13 protein-coding genes are annotated in these 13,526 nt (G+C 64.4%); 4 read left to right on the top strand and 9 right to left on the bottom strand.

Annotated elements, in window-relative coordinates; genetic code table 11:
* Positions 1 to 34: 34 nt before the first annotated feature.
* Entirely contained in the window at positions 35 to 505 is a 471-nt protein-coding gene (locus tag J8I29_RS07395) for a peroxiredoxin (RefSeq protein ID WP_209431148.1), read from the bottom strand.
* Between the two features lie 295 nt (positions 506 to 800).
* Between J8I29_RS07395 and J8I29_RS07390 the strand changes: the two genes are divergently transcribed.
* Positions 801 to 4,232: a DUF3971 domain-containing protein gene (locus J8I29_RS07390; RefSeq protein WP_209431147.1), complete on the top strand. Its 3,432-nt coding sequence runs from the start codon at positions 801 to 803 to the stop codon at positions 4,230 to 4,232.
* Between the two features lie 45 nt (positions 4,233 to 4,277).
* Here J8I29_RS07390 and J8I29_RS07385 read toward each other — a convergent pair whose 3' ends face one another.
* From J8I29_RS07385 to J8I29_RS07355, 7 genes are all read right to left on the bottom strand, one after another.
* Positions 4,278 to 5,105: a class I SAM-dependent methyltransferase gene (locus J8I29_RS07385; protein WP_209431146.1), complete on the bottom strand. Its 828-nt coding sequence runs from the start codon at positions 5,103 to 5,105 to the stop codon at positions 4,278 to 4,280.
* A 116-nt stretch (positions 5,106 to 5,221) separates the two neighbouring features.
* Positions 5,222 to 5,572, bottom strand: a complete 351-nt coding sequence (locus J8I29_RS07380; RefSeq protein WP_209431145.1) for a hypothetical protein — start codon at positions 5,570 to 5,572, stop codon at positions 5,222 to 5,224.
* Positions 5,573 to 5,682: 110 nt separating this feature from the next.
* Complete coding sequence (locus J8I29_RS29970; RefSeq protein ID WP_105865149.1) at positions 5,683 to 6,183, bottom strand: DUF934 domain-containing protein; 501 nt, start codon at positions 6,181 to 6,183, stop codon at positions 5,683 to 5,685.
* Positions 6,184 to 6,242: 59 nt separating this feature from the next.
* Positions 6,243 to 7,010: a phosphoadenylyl-sulfate reductase gene (locus J8I29_RS07370; RefSeq protein WP_209431144.1), complete on the bottom strand. Its 768-nt coding sequence runs from the start codon at positions 7,008 to 7,010 to the stop codon at positions 6,243 to 6,245.
* Entirely contained in the window at positions 6,994 to 8,661 is a 1,668-nt protein-coding gene (locus J8I29_RS07365) for a nitrite/sulfite reductase (protein WP_209431143.1), read from the bottom strand. Before J8I29_RS07365 ends, J8I29_RS07370 begins: the two co-directional genes overlap by 17 nt.
* Positions 8,661 to 8,963, bottom strand: coding sequence for a DUF2849 domain-containing protein (locus J8I29_RS07360; protein ID WP_209431142.1), 303 nt, complete (start codon positions 8,961 to 8,963; stop codon positions 8,661 to 8,663). Before J8I29_RS07360 ends, J8I29_RS07365 begins: the two co-directional genes overlap by 1 nt.
* A gap of 170 nt (positions 8,964 to 9,133) precedes the next feature.
* Positions 9,134 to 9,904 (bottom strand): GNAT family N-acetyltransferase, encoded by a 771-nt coding sequence (locus J8I29_RS07355; protein WP_209431141.1) that lies wholly within the window; start codon positions 9,902 to 9,904, stop codon positions 9,134 to 9,136.
* A gap of 389 nt (positions 9,905 to 10,293) precedes the next feature.
* On the opposite strand from J8I29_RS07355, the gene J8I29_RS07350 reads away from it, so the two are divergent.
* A complete protein-coding gene (locus J8I29_RS07350) occupies positions 10,294 to 10,884 on the top strand; it encodes a hydrolase (protein WP_209431140.1) in 591 nt (196 codons plus the stop codon).
* 25 nt (positions 10,885 to 10,909) lie between these two features.
* Here J8I29_RS07350 and J8I29_RS07345 read toward each other — a convergent pair whose 3' ends face one another.
* On the bottom strand, positions 10,910 to 11,815 hold the full coding sequence (locus tag J8I29_RS07345; protein ID WP_209431139.1) for a LysR family transcriptional regulator: 906 nt from the start codon (positions 11,813 to 11,815) through the stop codon (positions 10,910 to 10,912).
* Positions 11,816 to 11,930: 115 nt separating this feature from the next.
* On the opposite strand from J8I29_RS07345, the gene J8I29_RS07340 reads away from it, so the two are divergent.
* Together J8I29_RS07340 and J8I29_RS07335 are read left to right on the top strand one after the other, a co-directional pair.
* A complete protein-coding gene (locus tag J8I29_RS07340; protein WP_348535990.1) occupies positions 11,931 to 12,590 on the top strand; it encodes a nitroreductase family protein in 660 nt (219 codons plus the stop codon).
* The gene (locus tag J8I29_RS07335; RefSeq protein ID WP_245196763.1) at positions 12,587 to 13,489 is read left to right on the top strand and encodes an EamA family transporter; all 903 of its coding nucleotides are present in this window, start codon (positions 12,587 to 12,589) and stop codon (positions 13,487 to 13,489) included. Before J8I29_RS07340 ends, J8I29_RS07335 begins: the two co-directional genes overlap by 4 nt.
* The last annotated feature ends 37 nt before the right edge of the window (positions 13,490 to 13,526 follow it).

Below are 13,526 nucleotides of genomic sequence, written 5' to 3'. Positions count from 1 at the left end.
CCGAATTCCGCTTGGATGAAATCCACGACTGCCACTAGGCAAGGGCGCGCGTCGCCGCCAGCACCTCGGCGACGTGGTCCGCCACCCTCACCTTCGACCAGACGCGGGCGATGATACCCTTGGCGTCGATCAGCAAGGTCGTGCGCTCGATGCCGAGATAGGTGCGGCCATACATCTGTTTTTCCCCCCACACGCCATAGGCGTTGAGCATGTCGAGGCTTTCGTCGGAGGCGATTGGCGTGGTCAATCCGTGCTTTGCCACGAATTTCTGCTGCTTGCGCACCGGATCGTGCGAGATGCCGAGCAGGTCCGCGCCGGCGGCGGCGAAATCCGCCTTTGCCGCTGAAAACTCGATGGCTTCGCGGGTGCAGGCCTGCGTATCCGCCTTGGGGTAGAAGAAGATCACCAGTTTGCGGCCGCGAAAATTCTCGAGCCGAACCGTGCCGCCATCGGCGAGAGGGAGGGCGAAGGCGGGAGCCGCCTCGCCGGCCTGCAGGGGATGCATATGCCTTCCTTTCGGCAAAATGGTACGTCAGAGCACAATCGTGTATGTTTCGGGACAGGCGCGGTCCAGGCCGTTCTGCATCCGGGCACCCGTCTCTCGCGACGGGGAGGTCCGATGCGTGTTTGCCCAGCGTATCCGCGGATAAGACGATTCGGAATTATCGGCTTATCTCAACAATTTGCATCTTCATCCTACTGCGTCTCCTTAACGGTACGGCAACCTGGGTGAGGCCATCATCTCACCGGCATTGCCGTGGGGCATGAAGGATTTATCGCAAGAGGCTGGCGAATCGTTGATGGCGAGGGACGCACAGAACGCAGTGCATGAATCGACGGCTGCCCCCGATGAGGCGGCGGCCTTGGAGACCGCTGCGGAGCAATTGCCATACGACTATGCCGCGGAAGAATCACCGACAGACCCTGTCGAACAGCCGCCGGCCCGGCCACGGCGTGGTAGCGGCCGGGTGCTGTTGCGCAGCGCCGTGTCCGTGGCTGCTACGGCAGCGGTGGTGGTCGGGGCGGCCATCGGCATCTTTTACTGGCGGCTCGGCAACGGCCCGCTGTCACTGCCCTTCATCACCCAGACGGTGCACCAGGCCATCGCCGCCAAATTGCCGCCGGGCTATCGTCTCAGCCTGAACGATGTGGCGATCGAACGGCGTCCGGAAGGGCTGGTCGCGATGATCCGTGGCGTGACCGTCCGCGAGCATGACGTCGTGATCGCCTCGGCACCGCGTATCTATGCCGGCTTCGATCTGACGTCGCTGCTGCTTGGCAACGTCACCGCACGTTCGATCGTGGTCGAGGGCGCGGCGGCGACCGTCAATGTCAGCATCGACGGCCGGTTCACGCTCCAGGCCGGGGTCGACAGCACGGCGCCCCCCGCAGGGGCCCTGTCGCTTGCCGCGGTTCTCAACGGCTTTGACACGATGATCGCCTCGGTCGGCTCGATCGACAGGGTCGAGCTGCGTGACGCCGCGCTGGCGGTGCACGACCAGGCGATCGGGCACGACGTCGTCCATCGCGGTATCGACCTGACCGTCCGCCGTACCGCCGCCGCCGGTGGCCTGTCGGTGGCTCTGGCCGCCGCGGGAGGCTCCATCAACGCCACCACGGAAGGCGGCGACGGCGAGCCGCGCTCGGTCGACATCAAGGCCAGCAATATCGGGGTCACAGAACTCGTGGCGGCTCTGGCGCCGGGTGTCGAGCAGCCATCGGTCAAGGCCTCCTTCGATGTGCTGGCTCGTGCCAGCATCAATCCGGATGGTTCGGTTGAGATGGCGCAGGTCAACATCGCCAGTGCCGGCGGCAGCTGGAATGTCGAGCCGAAGGAGCCTCCCTTCGTGTTCGATGGCGCTCAGGTTAGCCTGAACTGGGACAAGGCGGCCGGCGCCATTCAGATCGGCCAGGCGATGGTCAAGTCGGGCGAGGGCATCCTGGATTTCAAGGGAAAGGTCGTTCCGCCTTCCGAGGCGACAGGGCCGGTGTGGACTTACGACCTGCAGGCGCTGGACGTGCTTCTGGCGAGCCGCCGCGAGGAGCGGCCACCGCTGAAACTCGACCGCATCGGCCTTAGCGGGCGCTATGATCCCGCCACCAATCGCCTCAGCTTGGACAAGGGCGAGGTGCAGGGGCCGACGGTCGCCATCGATTTCAGCGGTGCGATCGGCTTCGGCGGCAAGACCCCCGCGATCGACCTGACGGCGAAAGCCAGGACCCTGTCGGCGGTGGCGTTGAACCGGGTATGGCCCGTCTTCTCGGTGCCGGAGATCAAGATCTGGCTGGAGGATCATATCAAGGCCGGTATCGTCGACGGAGCAACGCTCAAGCTCGCAATTCCGCAAGGGGCGCTGGCATCGGTCAATGGCAAGACGCCGCCCTTGCCGGACGAAGCGCTTTCGGGTTCCGTCCCGATGTCGAAAGGCATCGTCCAGATCGTCGATACGCTGCCGCCGATCAGCGAGGTCGAGGGCAGGGTGGATTTCTCCGGCCGCCGTCTTAGTGTCCATGTCGACAGCGCGTCCGTCGAGACCGGCGACACCGGTACGCTCGCCCTGGCGGATGGCACCTATTCGATCAGCGATTTCGCTTTGAAACCGCCGAACCAGTCCGCGGTCTTCGGGGTGAAGGGCCCGGCGCAGGCCGTGGCCAAGCTGATGACCATGCCGCCGCTGGCCGAGGCCGCCAAGGGCCTGGATATTCGTCCCGACGAGGTCAACGGCACCGCGGATCTCAAGGTCAAGCTCGACCTGCCTCTGATCGACCATCCTCGCCCCGAGGACATCAAATACGCGATTACGGGCGGCGTGCAGGAAATGTCGATCGACCATGTTGCCGGCAGCAGCCTGCAGAACGGCACGATGAAGCTCTCGCTCGAGCCGGGGTTGATGCTGCTCACCGGCAAGGGCGTGTTCGACGGGCTGCCGGCCAATTTCGACCTGCGCAAGGCCGAGGGCCAGGAGCCGCAAATGGCCCTCAGCGTCATCCTGGACGAGGCGACGCGAAAGCGTAAGGGCTTCGATTTCGGCGACGCGCTGACGGGACCGATCCAGGCCGACATCCATCCGGTCGCCGATCCGCGTGACCCTCGCTACGACGTGGATATCGATCTGGCGGCGGTGCGCATCAAGGACCTGCTGCCGGGCTGGCAGAAGCCGGCCGGCGCCCCGGGCCGGATCAGCTTCAGTTGGGACCCAGCCGACAAGGGCGGCGGCACGCTCGACAAGCTGACGGTGGAGAGCGGGCCCGTCTCGCTGCGCGGCACCGTGACGATCGGCCCGGACAACAAGCTTCGCAAGGCGATGATGGATATGATCAGCCTGTCGCCGGGCGATGATTTCCAGGGCGTTTTCGAGCCGCTCGGCAATGGCTGGAAGGTCTTCGTGCGTGGCAATCGGCTCGATGCTCGCCCGCTGTTGTCGATGCTGCAGAAGCGCGCCAAGGGGAGCAGTGCGAGCACCAGCATCAATGCCGATATCCGGATCGGCCAGGTGGTCGGCTTCAATGACGAGAGCGTCGCCGATCTCGGCCTGTTGCTGGACAGCAAGGGGACGACGATCCGCAAGCTCGATCTCAGCGGCAGGCTAGCCAATGGCCAGGTCACCGCCTCGCTGGGCAATGAGGGGCGCAGCGGCAATCTGGTCACGGTCCAGTCCACCAATGCCGGCGCCGTCATGCGCTTCCTAGATCTCTATACCCGCCTGCGCGGCGGCGCGCTCGGCGCCCGCTTCTCGCCGGTGATCGACAATATGCGCGGCCGCCTTGTGATGCGCAGCTTCGCGGTGGAGAACGAGACGGCCCTGGGACAATACCGCGACACGTTGAAGAATGCGGGCAAGCTCTCCTCCTACGCGCCCGGCAGCGGCGATTCCGCCCAGTTCACCAGGCTCGAACTCGCCTTCACCCGGACTGCTTCGCGGATCGGCATCCTGGATTCGGTCGTCTGGGGGCCGGATGTCGGCGTCAGCCTATCGGGAGACCTCGACTACGGCACCGACAGGGTCAACCTCACCGGCACCTTCGTGCCTGCTTATGCCCTGAACAACATCTTCTCCAAGATACCGCTCATCGGCGGGTTGCTCAGCGGCGGTCAATATGGCGGCCTGTTCGCCATCAACTTCAAGGTGTCGGGGCGGGTCAACGCGCCGGTCCTCACGGTCAATCCGCTCTCGGCGATCGCGCCGGGCTTCCTGCGCAAGATCTTCGAGTTCCAGAAGCAGTCGAATTGAGGGTTTCGGGTCGCCTGCCGTGCGGTCTCCCGCGGCTCGCGCCGGTCAGAACCTGTAGCGCAGCAGCCGGCCGACCCGGCCGAGGGCGGGAATGGCCTTGAACAGCCAGACGGCCAGGCGGGCCGAGCGCGACATTCTGGCGATCTGCGCCGGGTCGTAACCCTGGCTGTCGTAAGCGAGCAATTCCTGCATGAGCTTGAGCCGTGGGACCTGCCGCTCGATGTCATGGGGGTCGCCAAGGCTCCAGTTCAGCTGCGCACCGGTGGCGCGCACCGAAGGCTGCTTGCGGATCATGCGCAGGCCGAGGCTGTTGTAGGCATCGAAGGCGATCTCGCCATTGTGAAAATGGCTGGCCAGCCGGTCGAGCAGGGGGATGGCCTGGTCGGCTGGCAGATAGGGAAACATGCCTTCGGCAAGGATCAGAGCCGGGCGGCCTTCGGGCGCAATGGCCTCGAGCCAGGCGGGATCGGTTACGGATGATCCGATCAATTGGTAGCCCGCGCGCTCGGGATAGAGCCGCCGCCTGAGTTCGATGACTTCGGGATAGTCGACGTCGAACCAGCGCACGGTGGCTGGCGGATCGATGCGGAAGACGCGCGAGTCCAAGCCGCAGCCCAGATGCAGCACGATCGCCTCGGGGTGAAAAGCGAGGAAGGCGCGGGCCCAGTTGTCCAGGATGTGGGCACGCATCGCCAGCCCGATCATCATGTCGCGATTGATGCCGAGGCGCGAGAAGTCGTAATCGATCCGATCGACCGCAGAAGCCGCGAAACGGTCCTGCAAGAGCGAGTCGGGCAAGCGGCTTTCCTCACCCTTGGCGTAGAGGGTGATGAGAAGGGTTTCCTTCTCCTGGCTCAGAGAAACCTTTTCCATGGTCCGCGTACGCTAGAGCAAGCCGGTTGGGAATTGTTCGCAAATAAGCGCTCCGTCATCCCTTTCCACCGGGGATGAAGATCCTTGCGATTCGATTATCTGCGAAGCGCACGGCGTCAATGCCGCGAGAGGCGTCTGGCATTGGCCCGGGCCCGCCGCTGGGCCGGACGGGCTGCCGCGACGGCGACGGACATCAGGCCGGAAGCCAGGTCACGCGCATCGGCCTCGCCGAAGGCGGCGCGCAGCCCCAGTTGCGCCATTTCGTCCGTTGCCGCGACCGCACCTTCCGCAAGGGCCTCGAACTTCTCGGTCACCATGCGGCTGGCTTCTATCAGATTGTCGGGGTGGGGCCAGAATGGCAGCGTCGCCAGGATGGGCATACGATGGCCGATGGTGACGGCGCTGGCCTGGCTGGTTTCGAGGACCGAAGACATGGCCCGAATGAACATCACCTGGAATGAGAGCATGCAGCCTCCGATTCCCGGTTAGTTTGGGCCGATACGCCGTCCAGGGCAAGCTTGATGGTTGTAGATGATCGTTACGAGGGCGGACAGCCTCCCGCGCCGCGACGTCTTTGCTATCCGAGCCGGCGCCAGGGCTTGAGCTTGTCGGGCTGGGCTCCGTCGCCGCCGGTCGGCTGGTAGCGCGTATGCGAGACTGGCACCTTGCCGGCCTCGAGCGCGGCGATCGTCGGGCCGTTGCTGATGTCAAGGGCGTCGAAGCCGCAGCGGATCATATAGGCGATGCGGTCGAACAGGATATCGCCGACGGCCCTGAGCTCGCCGGCGAAGCCATAACGTTCCCGCGCGATACGGGCCAGGGAGAAGGCCCGGCCGTCGCCGAATTTGGGAAAGGCGAGGGCCAGCAGCGGCAGATTCGGCAAGGCATCGGCCAGCAGCTCGATGTCATCCGCCGGCTGCAGCACCACACCGACCGGGGCGTTGCGGGTGGCAAGACTGTCCCTTTCTGCCAGGAAGCGCTTCAGCGAGACGATGACGGCCCCGTCCGGCAGGGCCTCTTCGTCTCCGGCCAGCTTATAGATGTCAGCCTCGAATTGGCCGTTCTTCCAGAGGGGCACGCGCGTCTCCTAAATCCCCACGCAAAGCGCAGGCTTCTCAACTGTACGGAAGCTATCTCTTAGATACCACTTCCAGCCTTTTCAGGCGAAACATGAATGCCGCATTCGACCTTGGACTTGCCGCGCCAGCGTCCGGCGCGGGCATCCTCGCCTTCGGCGACGCGGCTGGTGCAGGGCATGCAGCCGATCGAGGGGTAGCCCTCGGCGACCAGGGGATGTGGCGGCAGGTCATGGCGTTCGAGATAGTCCGTCACGTCCTTGGAGGTCCAGTCCGCCAACGGATTGACCTTGATGCGTCCGGCATCCGCCTCGAAATATTGCAGGGCCGCGCGAGTCGAAGCCTGATGGCGCTTGCGGCCGGTGATCCAAGCCGAGAAGGGCTCAAGCGCGGTGTCGAGCGGGTCGACCTTGCGGATCCAGCAGCACATGTCCGGATTGCTGTAGGCCAGCAGCCGGTCGGGGTCTTCCTGTTGCACCAGCGCCTGGCGAGGCGAGGCAGTGCGCAGGTCTGTGAGGCCGAGCCGGCGGGCGAGTTCGTTGCGATAGAGCAGGGTCTGGCTGAACAGCCGGCCGGTATCGAGGAAGATCACCGGCGTGGCGCGGTCGATTTCCGCCACCATGTGGAGGAGGGCAGCCGATTCAGCGCCGAAGCTCGACACCAGGGCGATGCCGCCCTTGTAGAGCGACAGCGCCGCGCGCAGCACGGTCTGCGCATCGGCATTGTGATATTGCGCCGCCAGGGCCAGCGCCTGCGCTTCCGGATCGATGGCTGGGTTGGCCAAATCGAGGTTCACGTAAGCGTCCGAGAGATCAAGCACGCTGTCCATAGAGTGCCTCCTTGAAGGGCGGCAGGCCGACACGGCGCACCGCCTCCAGGAATGTTTCCTGTGGGGAGAGACGCAGGCCCAGATAGGTGTCGACCACCTTCTCGACCGCGTCGACGATGCCGTCGGCGCCGAAGCCGGGGCCGACGAGTTCACCGATCGAACAATCCTCGCGGGCCGAACCGCCCAACGTGATCTGGTAGTTTTCCACGCCCTTGCGGTCGACGCCGAGAATGCCGATCGCCGCGACGTGATGATGGCCGCAGGCATTGATGCAGCCGGAGATCTTGATCGGCAGGCTGCCGATTTCCGCCTGGCGTGCGGGCGAACCGAAACGCTCGGACAGGCCCTGCGCGATCGGAATGGCGCGAGCATTGGCAAGCGAGCAGTAGTCGAGGCCCGGGCAGGCGATGATGTCGGTGATAAGCCCTTCATTGGCGGTGGCGAGGCCCGCGTCCTGCAGGGCCGCGAACAGCGCCGGCAGGTCGTCGAGCTTCACATGCGGCAGCACGAGATTCTGGAGATGGCTGATGCGGATCTCGCCCAGCGAATAGCGGTCGGCGAGATCGGCCACCAGGTCCATCTGGTCGGAGGACGCATCGCCGGGAATGCCGCCGATCGGCTTGAGCGAGATGGTCGCGATGCCATAGCCCGGCTGCTTGTGGGCATGGACGTTCACCGACACCCAGTGTGCGAAATCGGCATCCTTTGCCTTGGCCTTGTCGAAGACCGGCGTCTGGCCGATCGTCTCGAACGGGCCGGCGACGAAATATTGCTGCATCGCCGCCACCGAATCCGGCGTCAACTTGAGGGCGCCGTCACGGATCCGTTCGAACTCGGCTTCGACTTCCTCGCGGATGGAATCGAGACCCTTTTCGTGAACGAGGATCTTGATGCGCGCCTTGTACTTGTTGTCGCGACGGCCCTCGAGATTGTACACGCGCATGATCGCCTCGGTGTAGGTGAGGAGATCCGCCTCGGGCAGGAAATCGCGCAGGGCCTTGCCGACCATGGGGGTGCGGCCCTGGCCGCCACCGATGAAGACGCGGAAGCCGATCTCGCCAGCCTCGTTGCGCACGATCTGGTAGCCGATGTCGTGGACCTTGACCGCGGCCCGGTCTTCCTCGGCGCCGGTGATGGCGACCTTGAACTTGCGCGGCAGATAGGACAGCTCCGGATGGGCCGTCGACCACTGGCGCATGATCTCGGCATAGACGCGCGGATCGGCGACCTCGTCGGCGGCGGCGCCGGCGAAATGGTCGGCCGTGACGTTGCGCATGCAATTGCCGGAGGTCTGGATGGCATGCATCTCGACATCGGCGAGGGCCTGCAGCACATCCGGCACGTCCTTGAGGGCGATCCAGTTGAACTGCAGGTTCTGGCGGGTGGTGAAATGGCCGTAATGACGGTCCCAGCGGCGGCCGATGGTCGCGAGGGTGCGCAACTGCTTGGAAGAGAGCGTGCCATAGGGCACGGCAATGCGCAGCATATAGGCATGCAGCTGGAGATAGACGCCGTTCATCAGCCGAAGAGACTTGAATTCCTCCTCGGTGATGTCGCCCTTGATGCGGCGCTGCACCTGGTCGCGAAACTCGGCGACGCGCGCATTCACGAAGGCGTGGTCGAATTCGTCATAGCGGTAGAGGGCACCCATTATTCGGCAGCCTCGGCGAGTTCGGTCTTGGGCAGATAGGCGATGGTCGGGCCCAGCGCCCGGATGGCTTCGCGCAGCTTGGCGGGACGGGGCTTCTCGCCGCTGACGTCGAGCTCGACGGCATAGATTTCGACGACGTCCTGCTCATTGGCGGCGGCGTTGACGCTGGCAAGGATCGCATCGGCGGTGGCCTGATCGGGTTCGATGGCGCTGTCGGCCACGTCGAGCGACCAGCTGCCGCTGGGGGTGCGGAACACCACGCGCCCATCCCTGAGGCGGTTGGCTGTGATAGCGAGCGGCATGACGAAAACCCCTTTTTGGAATTCGTCCACGATATCGGTTCTCGCGCGCAATTTGTCAAATAGATTTAAATACATAAAAATAACGTAAATTAAAGTGGTCGCGAAAATTCAATATATCGATCAATGCGATGGCCAAAAAGGCATGCATCCTGGACAAGGCTGCCCGGCGGTCATGCAACCTTCCGGCGATAGGAATAACGGCTGATTTCTGTAGAAAAGGCGAGCGAGCGGTAGAGAGACCGGCCGGCATCGTTGCCTGCAACCACGGGCAGGCAGGCCCCTTTCGCACCCTGCTCGTCGCGAGCCCAGGCAAGCAGGGCACTGACCGCATTGTAGGCATGGCCCCGGCGCCTGAAGGCGGGATCGGTCGCCACCGCGTTGATGCAGACGATGCCATCGTGCACCGCACCGAAGGCGAGGGCGGCGGGGCTGCCGTCCTCGGCCGGCGACACTGCATAGCCGGCCGGAACGGCGACGGCGCCGAACAGGGCTCGGGCATGAGCGGCAGTCGCCGGGGAGAATTTCTGAAGCCGTGCGTGGGCCTCGAACCAGCTGTCGTGAAGGCTCGGCTGCACGAAGGCCACGCCGTGCTCGCCATGGGGCGGTGCGGCAGCGAGGTCGCGGAAGAGCACGCAGCTCTCATCTTCGCCCGGTCCGTATCCGGCCTCGTCCAAGGCGGTGCCGATATCCTGCGACGAGACGCTCGACAGGCGAAAGATGGTGGGCAGGCCATGATGGGTGTAAAATGCCTCGGCTGAGCGAATCTGCTCTCCCGGCTGTCGCGCGCCGGGCCAGAGCAGGCTGATGGAGTTGGCCCGCTTGGTATGCCCATGCGAGAAGCGCAGCAGCCAGCCGTCGAGCCATACCGTCTTCAAGGCTGGCCAGCCGTTCAGGCATGCCTCTTCCACCCGCCGCGCCAGCACGTCCTTGTTGTCCGCCATGGTTGATGCACTGCCTGCTCGTTGAAACCTGGGTCGCCCGCCGCGTAGATCGCCGATGAGGCGCTTGTCTCCACGCCGGACCACCTATCCTTTTGTAGCCCAGGCTTGACCGGTTGGTCGACTTGAGCTTTGCGGCAGGCTGCCCCTACAAGGCTGGCTACCCCGGACGTGTCGTGAGTCATGGATACTAGCAAGGCCATGACTGACGACGCGTTCCGCCGGCACCTCGCGGTGCCCTAAGTGTCGAGCGGTTGAACGAACTCGTCTGGAATCGCAAAGACGCTCGAGCCAATTCGTCGGATTGGCTTGGAAACAAGGAGCAGGAGCAGACGGGCGTTCGGTCGTGAACGCGCTTTGTTCCAGCGCATTGACGTTTATCGGAGCTTGCCATGTTGCGTCTGGAACCCCGCCATACCGCCCTCGTGATGATCGATCTCCAGAATTGGATCGTCGGCCGGCCGGTGGCGCCGCATTCGGGCGGGGATGTCGTCGAGCGGTCTTTGCGAATCGGCAAGGCGCTGCGCAAGGCGGGCGGCACGGTCATCCTGGTGAGGGTGGCTTTTTCCGATGGCTATGGGGATGTGGTGAAGGTTCCCGTGGATGCGCCCCTGATCCTGCCGGAGGACAAAATGCCCGCCGAAGCGGTTGCCTTCGATGCGAGAATCAACCCGTCGAAGGCCGATGTGGTGATCACCAAGCGCCAATGGAGCGCCTTTTACGGCACGGAACTGGATTTGCAGCTGCGTCGGCGCGGCGTCGACACTGTCATCATCAGCGGTATCGCCACCAATTTCGGCGTCGAGGCGACGGCGCGCGATGCCTTTGCCAACAACTATGCCGCGATCGTGGCCGAGGACGCCACCAGCAGCATGACGGCGGAGATGCATCGCTTCTCGATCGACCACGTCCTGCCGCGCGTCGCCCGCATTCGGTCGAGCGGGGTGATCATCGATGCCCTCAAGGAAGCGATGAGGGATTGAGGGGCTGGGTATCGGCCATCCATCCTCAATTATCGAGCAAAGCCGGGCGGGAGAACTGCTCGACGATAAAATCCAGGAATACCCGGACCTTGGGCACGAGATGGCGCTTGGAGGGGTAGATGGCAAAGATCGCGGTCTCCACTCCAGTCCAGTCCACCAACGCCTGTTGAAGGCGGCCGGCGCGCAGATCTTCTTCCACATAGGTGAGAGGAATGAGGCTGAGGCCGAAGCCGGCCAGCAGCGCTTCGCGCACCGCCACGCTCGATGTCACCTTGTACCGTCCCTTGATCGGCACGCCGACGGTTTCTCCGTTCTTGGCGAAGGTCCAGTGATTGACGTGACCCGACAGGCTGAACTGCACGCAATTATGCTGGCGCAGATCGTCAGGAGCCGAGGGCAGGCCCGCTCGCGCGAAATAGGACGGAGCCGCGCAGACGATGTGAGGAACGGCCATCAATTTGCGGGCGACGAGGCTGGAATCCTCCAGGATATCGCTGCCGCGAATGGCGACGTCATAGCCTTCCCTCACGATGTCGATCCGGCGGTCGTCCATGTTGAGGTCCAGCGACAGGCCGGGATTGGCCTCGAGAAAGGCCGGCAGGGCAGGGGTGAGATGCCTGAGAGCCATGGTCATGGGGGCACTGACACGCAGGAGCCCGGTCGGCGCCAGCATGAGGGCTCCGATGGAGGCGCCGGCATCGTCGATATCGTCGAGAATCTGGCGTACGCGTTCATAATAGAGCGAGCCCGCTTCGGTGAGGCTCATGCGGCGGGTGGTGCGGTTGAACAGGCGCACCGAAAGATGCGCCTCGAGTTCGCCGATATTCTTGCTGACCGCTGCAGGCGACAGCCCGAGGGCCCGGGCCGCCTCGGCAAAGCTGCCACGCTCGACCGCCTGGCGAAAAGCCTTGAAAGCCGTCAACTGATCCATCGATTGAACACCTGTGGTAGTGAATATCGTAATCTGATGGCATATTATCACTTGGTGGTGGCTGCATAAAATCGTGGCCTCGATCGCGGATGCGATCCCATGATGCAGGTGTGCCGTGACCTTTCTCGCCAAGATCCCCGTTGCCGAGGCCTCGCTGATCGAGGCGCATTGGAAATCGACCATCGAAGACCGGATGTCGGCCAATCATTTCGATCCTTCACATGTCCTGTCCGAACACGAGATCGGCGAACTGGTCAGGCTGGCGACGCTGGCGCCGTCCGCCTACAATCTGCAGAACTGGCGCTTCATCGCGGTGCGCGGGGCGCAAGCCAAGGCCCGCCTGCGTGAAGCCGCCTATGGCCAGGCCAAGGTGAGCGAGGCGGCCGTCACCTTCATCGTCTGCGGCACCTTGCCCGGCAGCGTCGATCTCGGCGCAAGGCTGCGCCCGTCGGTCGAGGCGGGCCTGATGCCCGAGGGCATGGCGGAAGGCTGGGTGGAGGCGGTCCGCCGGCAGTTTAAGGGCAACCCCCAAGCAGAACGCGACGAGGCGATCCGTTCCGCCAGCCTCGCAGCCGCCACGCTGATCCTGGCTGCGTCCGCATCGGGCCTTGCCTCGGCACCGATGACGGGCTTCGACCCCCAGGCGGTCAGGGAGGAATTCGGCCTCCGACCGGAAGAGATTCCGGTGATGCTGGTCGCCGTCGGTCTGGCGGCTGACGGCAACTGGCCCCAGAAGCCGAGGCGGCCGCTGGAAGAGGTGATGGTGCTGTCATGAGCAGTCTCAGTCAGGCTTCCCCGGGCGGCATCATGGGCTATGGCCGTTCTTTCGACGTGCTGCTCACGGCGATCGCGCCGGCGGTATGGGGCAGCACCTATATCGTCACCACTCAGCTCCTGCCGCCTGGCTACCCCATCACCGTGGCGATGCTGAGGGCGCTCCCCGCCGGCCTGCTGCTGCTGGCGCTGGTGCGGCAATTGCCGGCGGGACAGTGGTGGTGGCGGGTCGTGGTCCTGGGCGCCCTGAATATAGCCTTCTTCCTGACAATGCTGTTCATCGCGGCCTATCGGCTGCCGGGCGGCGTGGCTGCGACCATTGGCGCCATCCAGCCCTTGATCGTGATCTTCCTGACACGTGCCGTGCTGGGCACGCCGGTGCGGCTGGCGGCGATCGCGGCGGCGCTGGCCGGCCTTGCCGGTGTCGCCTTGCTGCTGATCGCGCCCAGGAGCGTGGTGCTGGATCCAATCGGCATCATCGCGGGCTTGGCCGGAGCGGTCTCCCTGGCGCTGGGGACGGTGATGAGCCGGCGCTGGCAGCCGCCTGTCTCGACGCTGGCCTTCACGGCCTGGCAGCTCACGGCGGGAGGCCTGTTGCTGATCCCCGTGGCTGTCTGGCTCGAACCGCCTTTGCCGGCGCTCAGCCCGCAGAACATGGCAGGCTTTGCCTACCTTGCCCTGATCGGCGCGGCGCTGACCTATATGCTCTGGTTCCGCGGCATCGCCCGGCTCGGCCCCTCGGCCGTGGCGTCCCTGAGTTTCCTCAGCCCATTGACCGCCGTGGCATTGGGCTGGGGCCTGCTCGGCCAGTCGCTCACCCTGCTGCAGTTGCTCGGCATGGTGATGGTGATCGGCAGCGTCTGGCTGAGCCAGAAGGTCCAGCCCGGAGCTGGGAAGTAGGGAAAGGTCATCCCGCACGCATTGCGGCACGAAGTGG

The organism is Labrys sp. LIt4 (genome assembly GCF_017813775.1).
GTDB lineage: Bacteria > Pseudomonadota > Alphaproteobacteria > Rhizobiales > Labraceae > Labrys > Labrys okinawensis_A.
The sequence above is the reverse complement of the archived record's forward strand: the minus strand, read 5'-3'. Positions and strand labels throughout refer to the sequence as shown.

Excerpts from the sequence above, each read along its gene's own strand:
- J8I29_RS07365 (WP_209431143.1), bottom strand. The coding sequence starts at position 8,661 with ATGGGTGCCCTCTACCGCTATGACGAATTCGACCACGCCTTCGTGAAT.
- J8I29_RS07380 (WP_209431145.1), bottom strand. The coding sequence starts at position 5,572 with ATGCTCTCATTCCAGGTGATGTTCATTCGGGCCATGTCTTCGGTCCTC.
- J8I29_RS07360 (WP_209431142.1), bottom strand. The coding sequence starts at position 8,963 with ATGCCGCTCGCTATCACAGCCAACCGCCTCAGGGATGGGCGCGTGGTG.
- J8I29_RS07345 (WP_209431139.1), bottom strand. The coding sequence starts at position 11,815 with ATGGATCAGTTGACGGCTTTCAAGGCTTTTCGCCAGGCGGTCGAGCGT.
- J8I29_RS07385 (WP_209431146.1), bottom strand. The coding sequence starts at position 5,105 with ATGGAAAAGGTTTCTCTGAGCCAGGAGAAGGAAACCCTTCTCATCACC.
- J8I29_RS07350 (WP_209431140.1), top strand. The coding sequence starts at position 10,294 with ATGTTGCGTCTGGAACCCCGCCATACCGCCCTCGTGATGATCGATCTC.
- J8I29_RS07335 (WP_245196763.1), top strand. The coding sequence starts at position 12,587 with ATGAGCAGTCTCAGTCAGGCTTCCCCGGGCGGCATCATGGGCTATGGC.
- J8I29_RS07370 (WP_209431144.1), bottom strand. The coding sequence starts at position 7,010 with ATGGACAGCGTGCTTGATCTCTCGGACGCTTACGTGAACCTCGATTTG.
- J8I29_RS07390 (WP_209431147.1), top strand. The coding sequence starts at position 801 with ATGGCGAGGGACGCACAGAACGCAGTGCATGAATCGACGGCTGCCCCC.
- J8I29_RS07355 (WP_209431141.1), bottom strand. The coding sequence starts at position 9,904 with ATGGCGGACAACAAGGACGTGCTGGCGCGGCGGGTGGAAGAGGCATGC.
- J8I29_RS07395 (WP_209431148.1), bottom strand. The coding sequence starts at position 505 with ATGCATCCCCTGCAGGCCGGCGAGGCGGCTCCCGCCTTCGCCCTCCCT.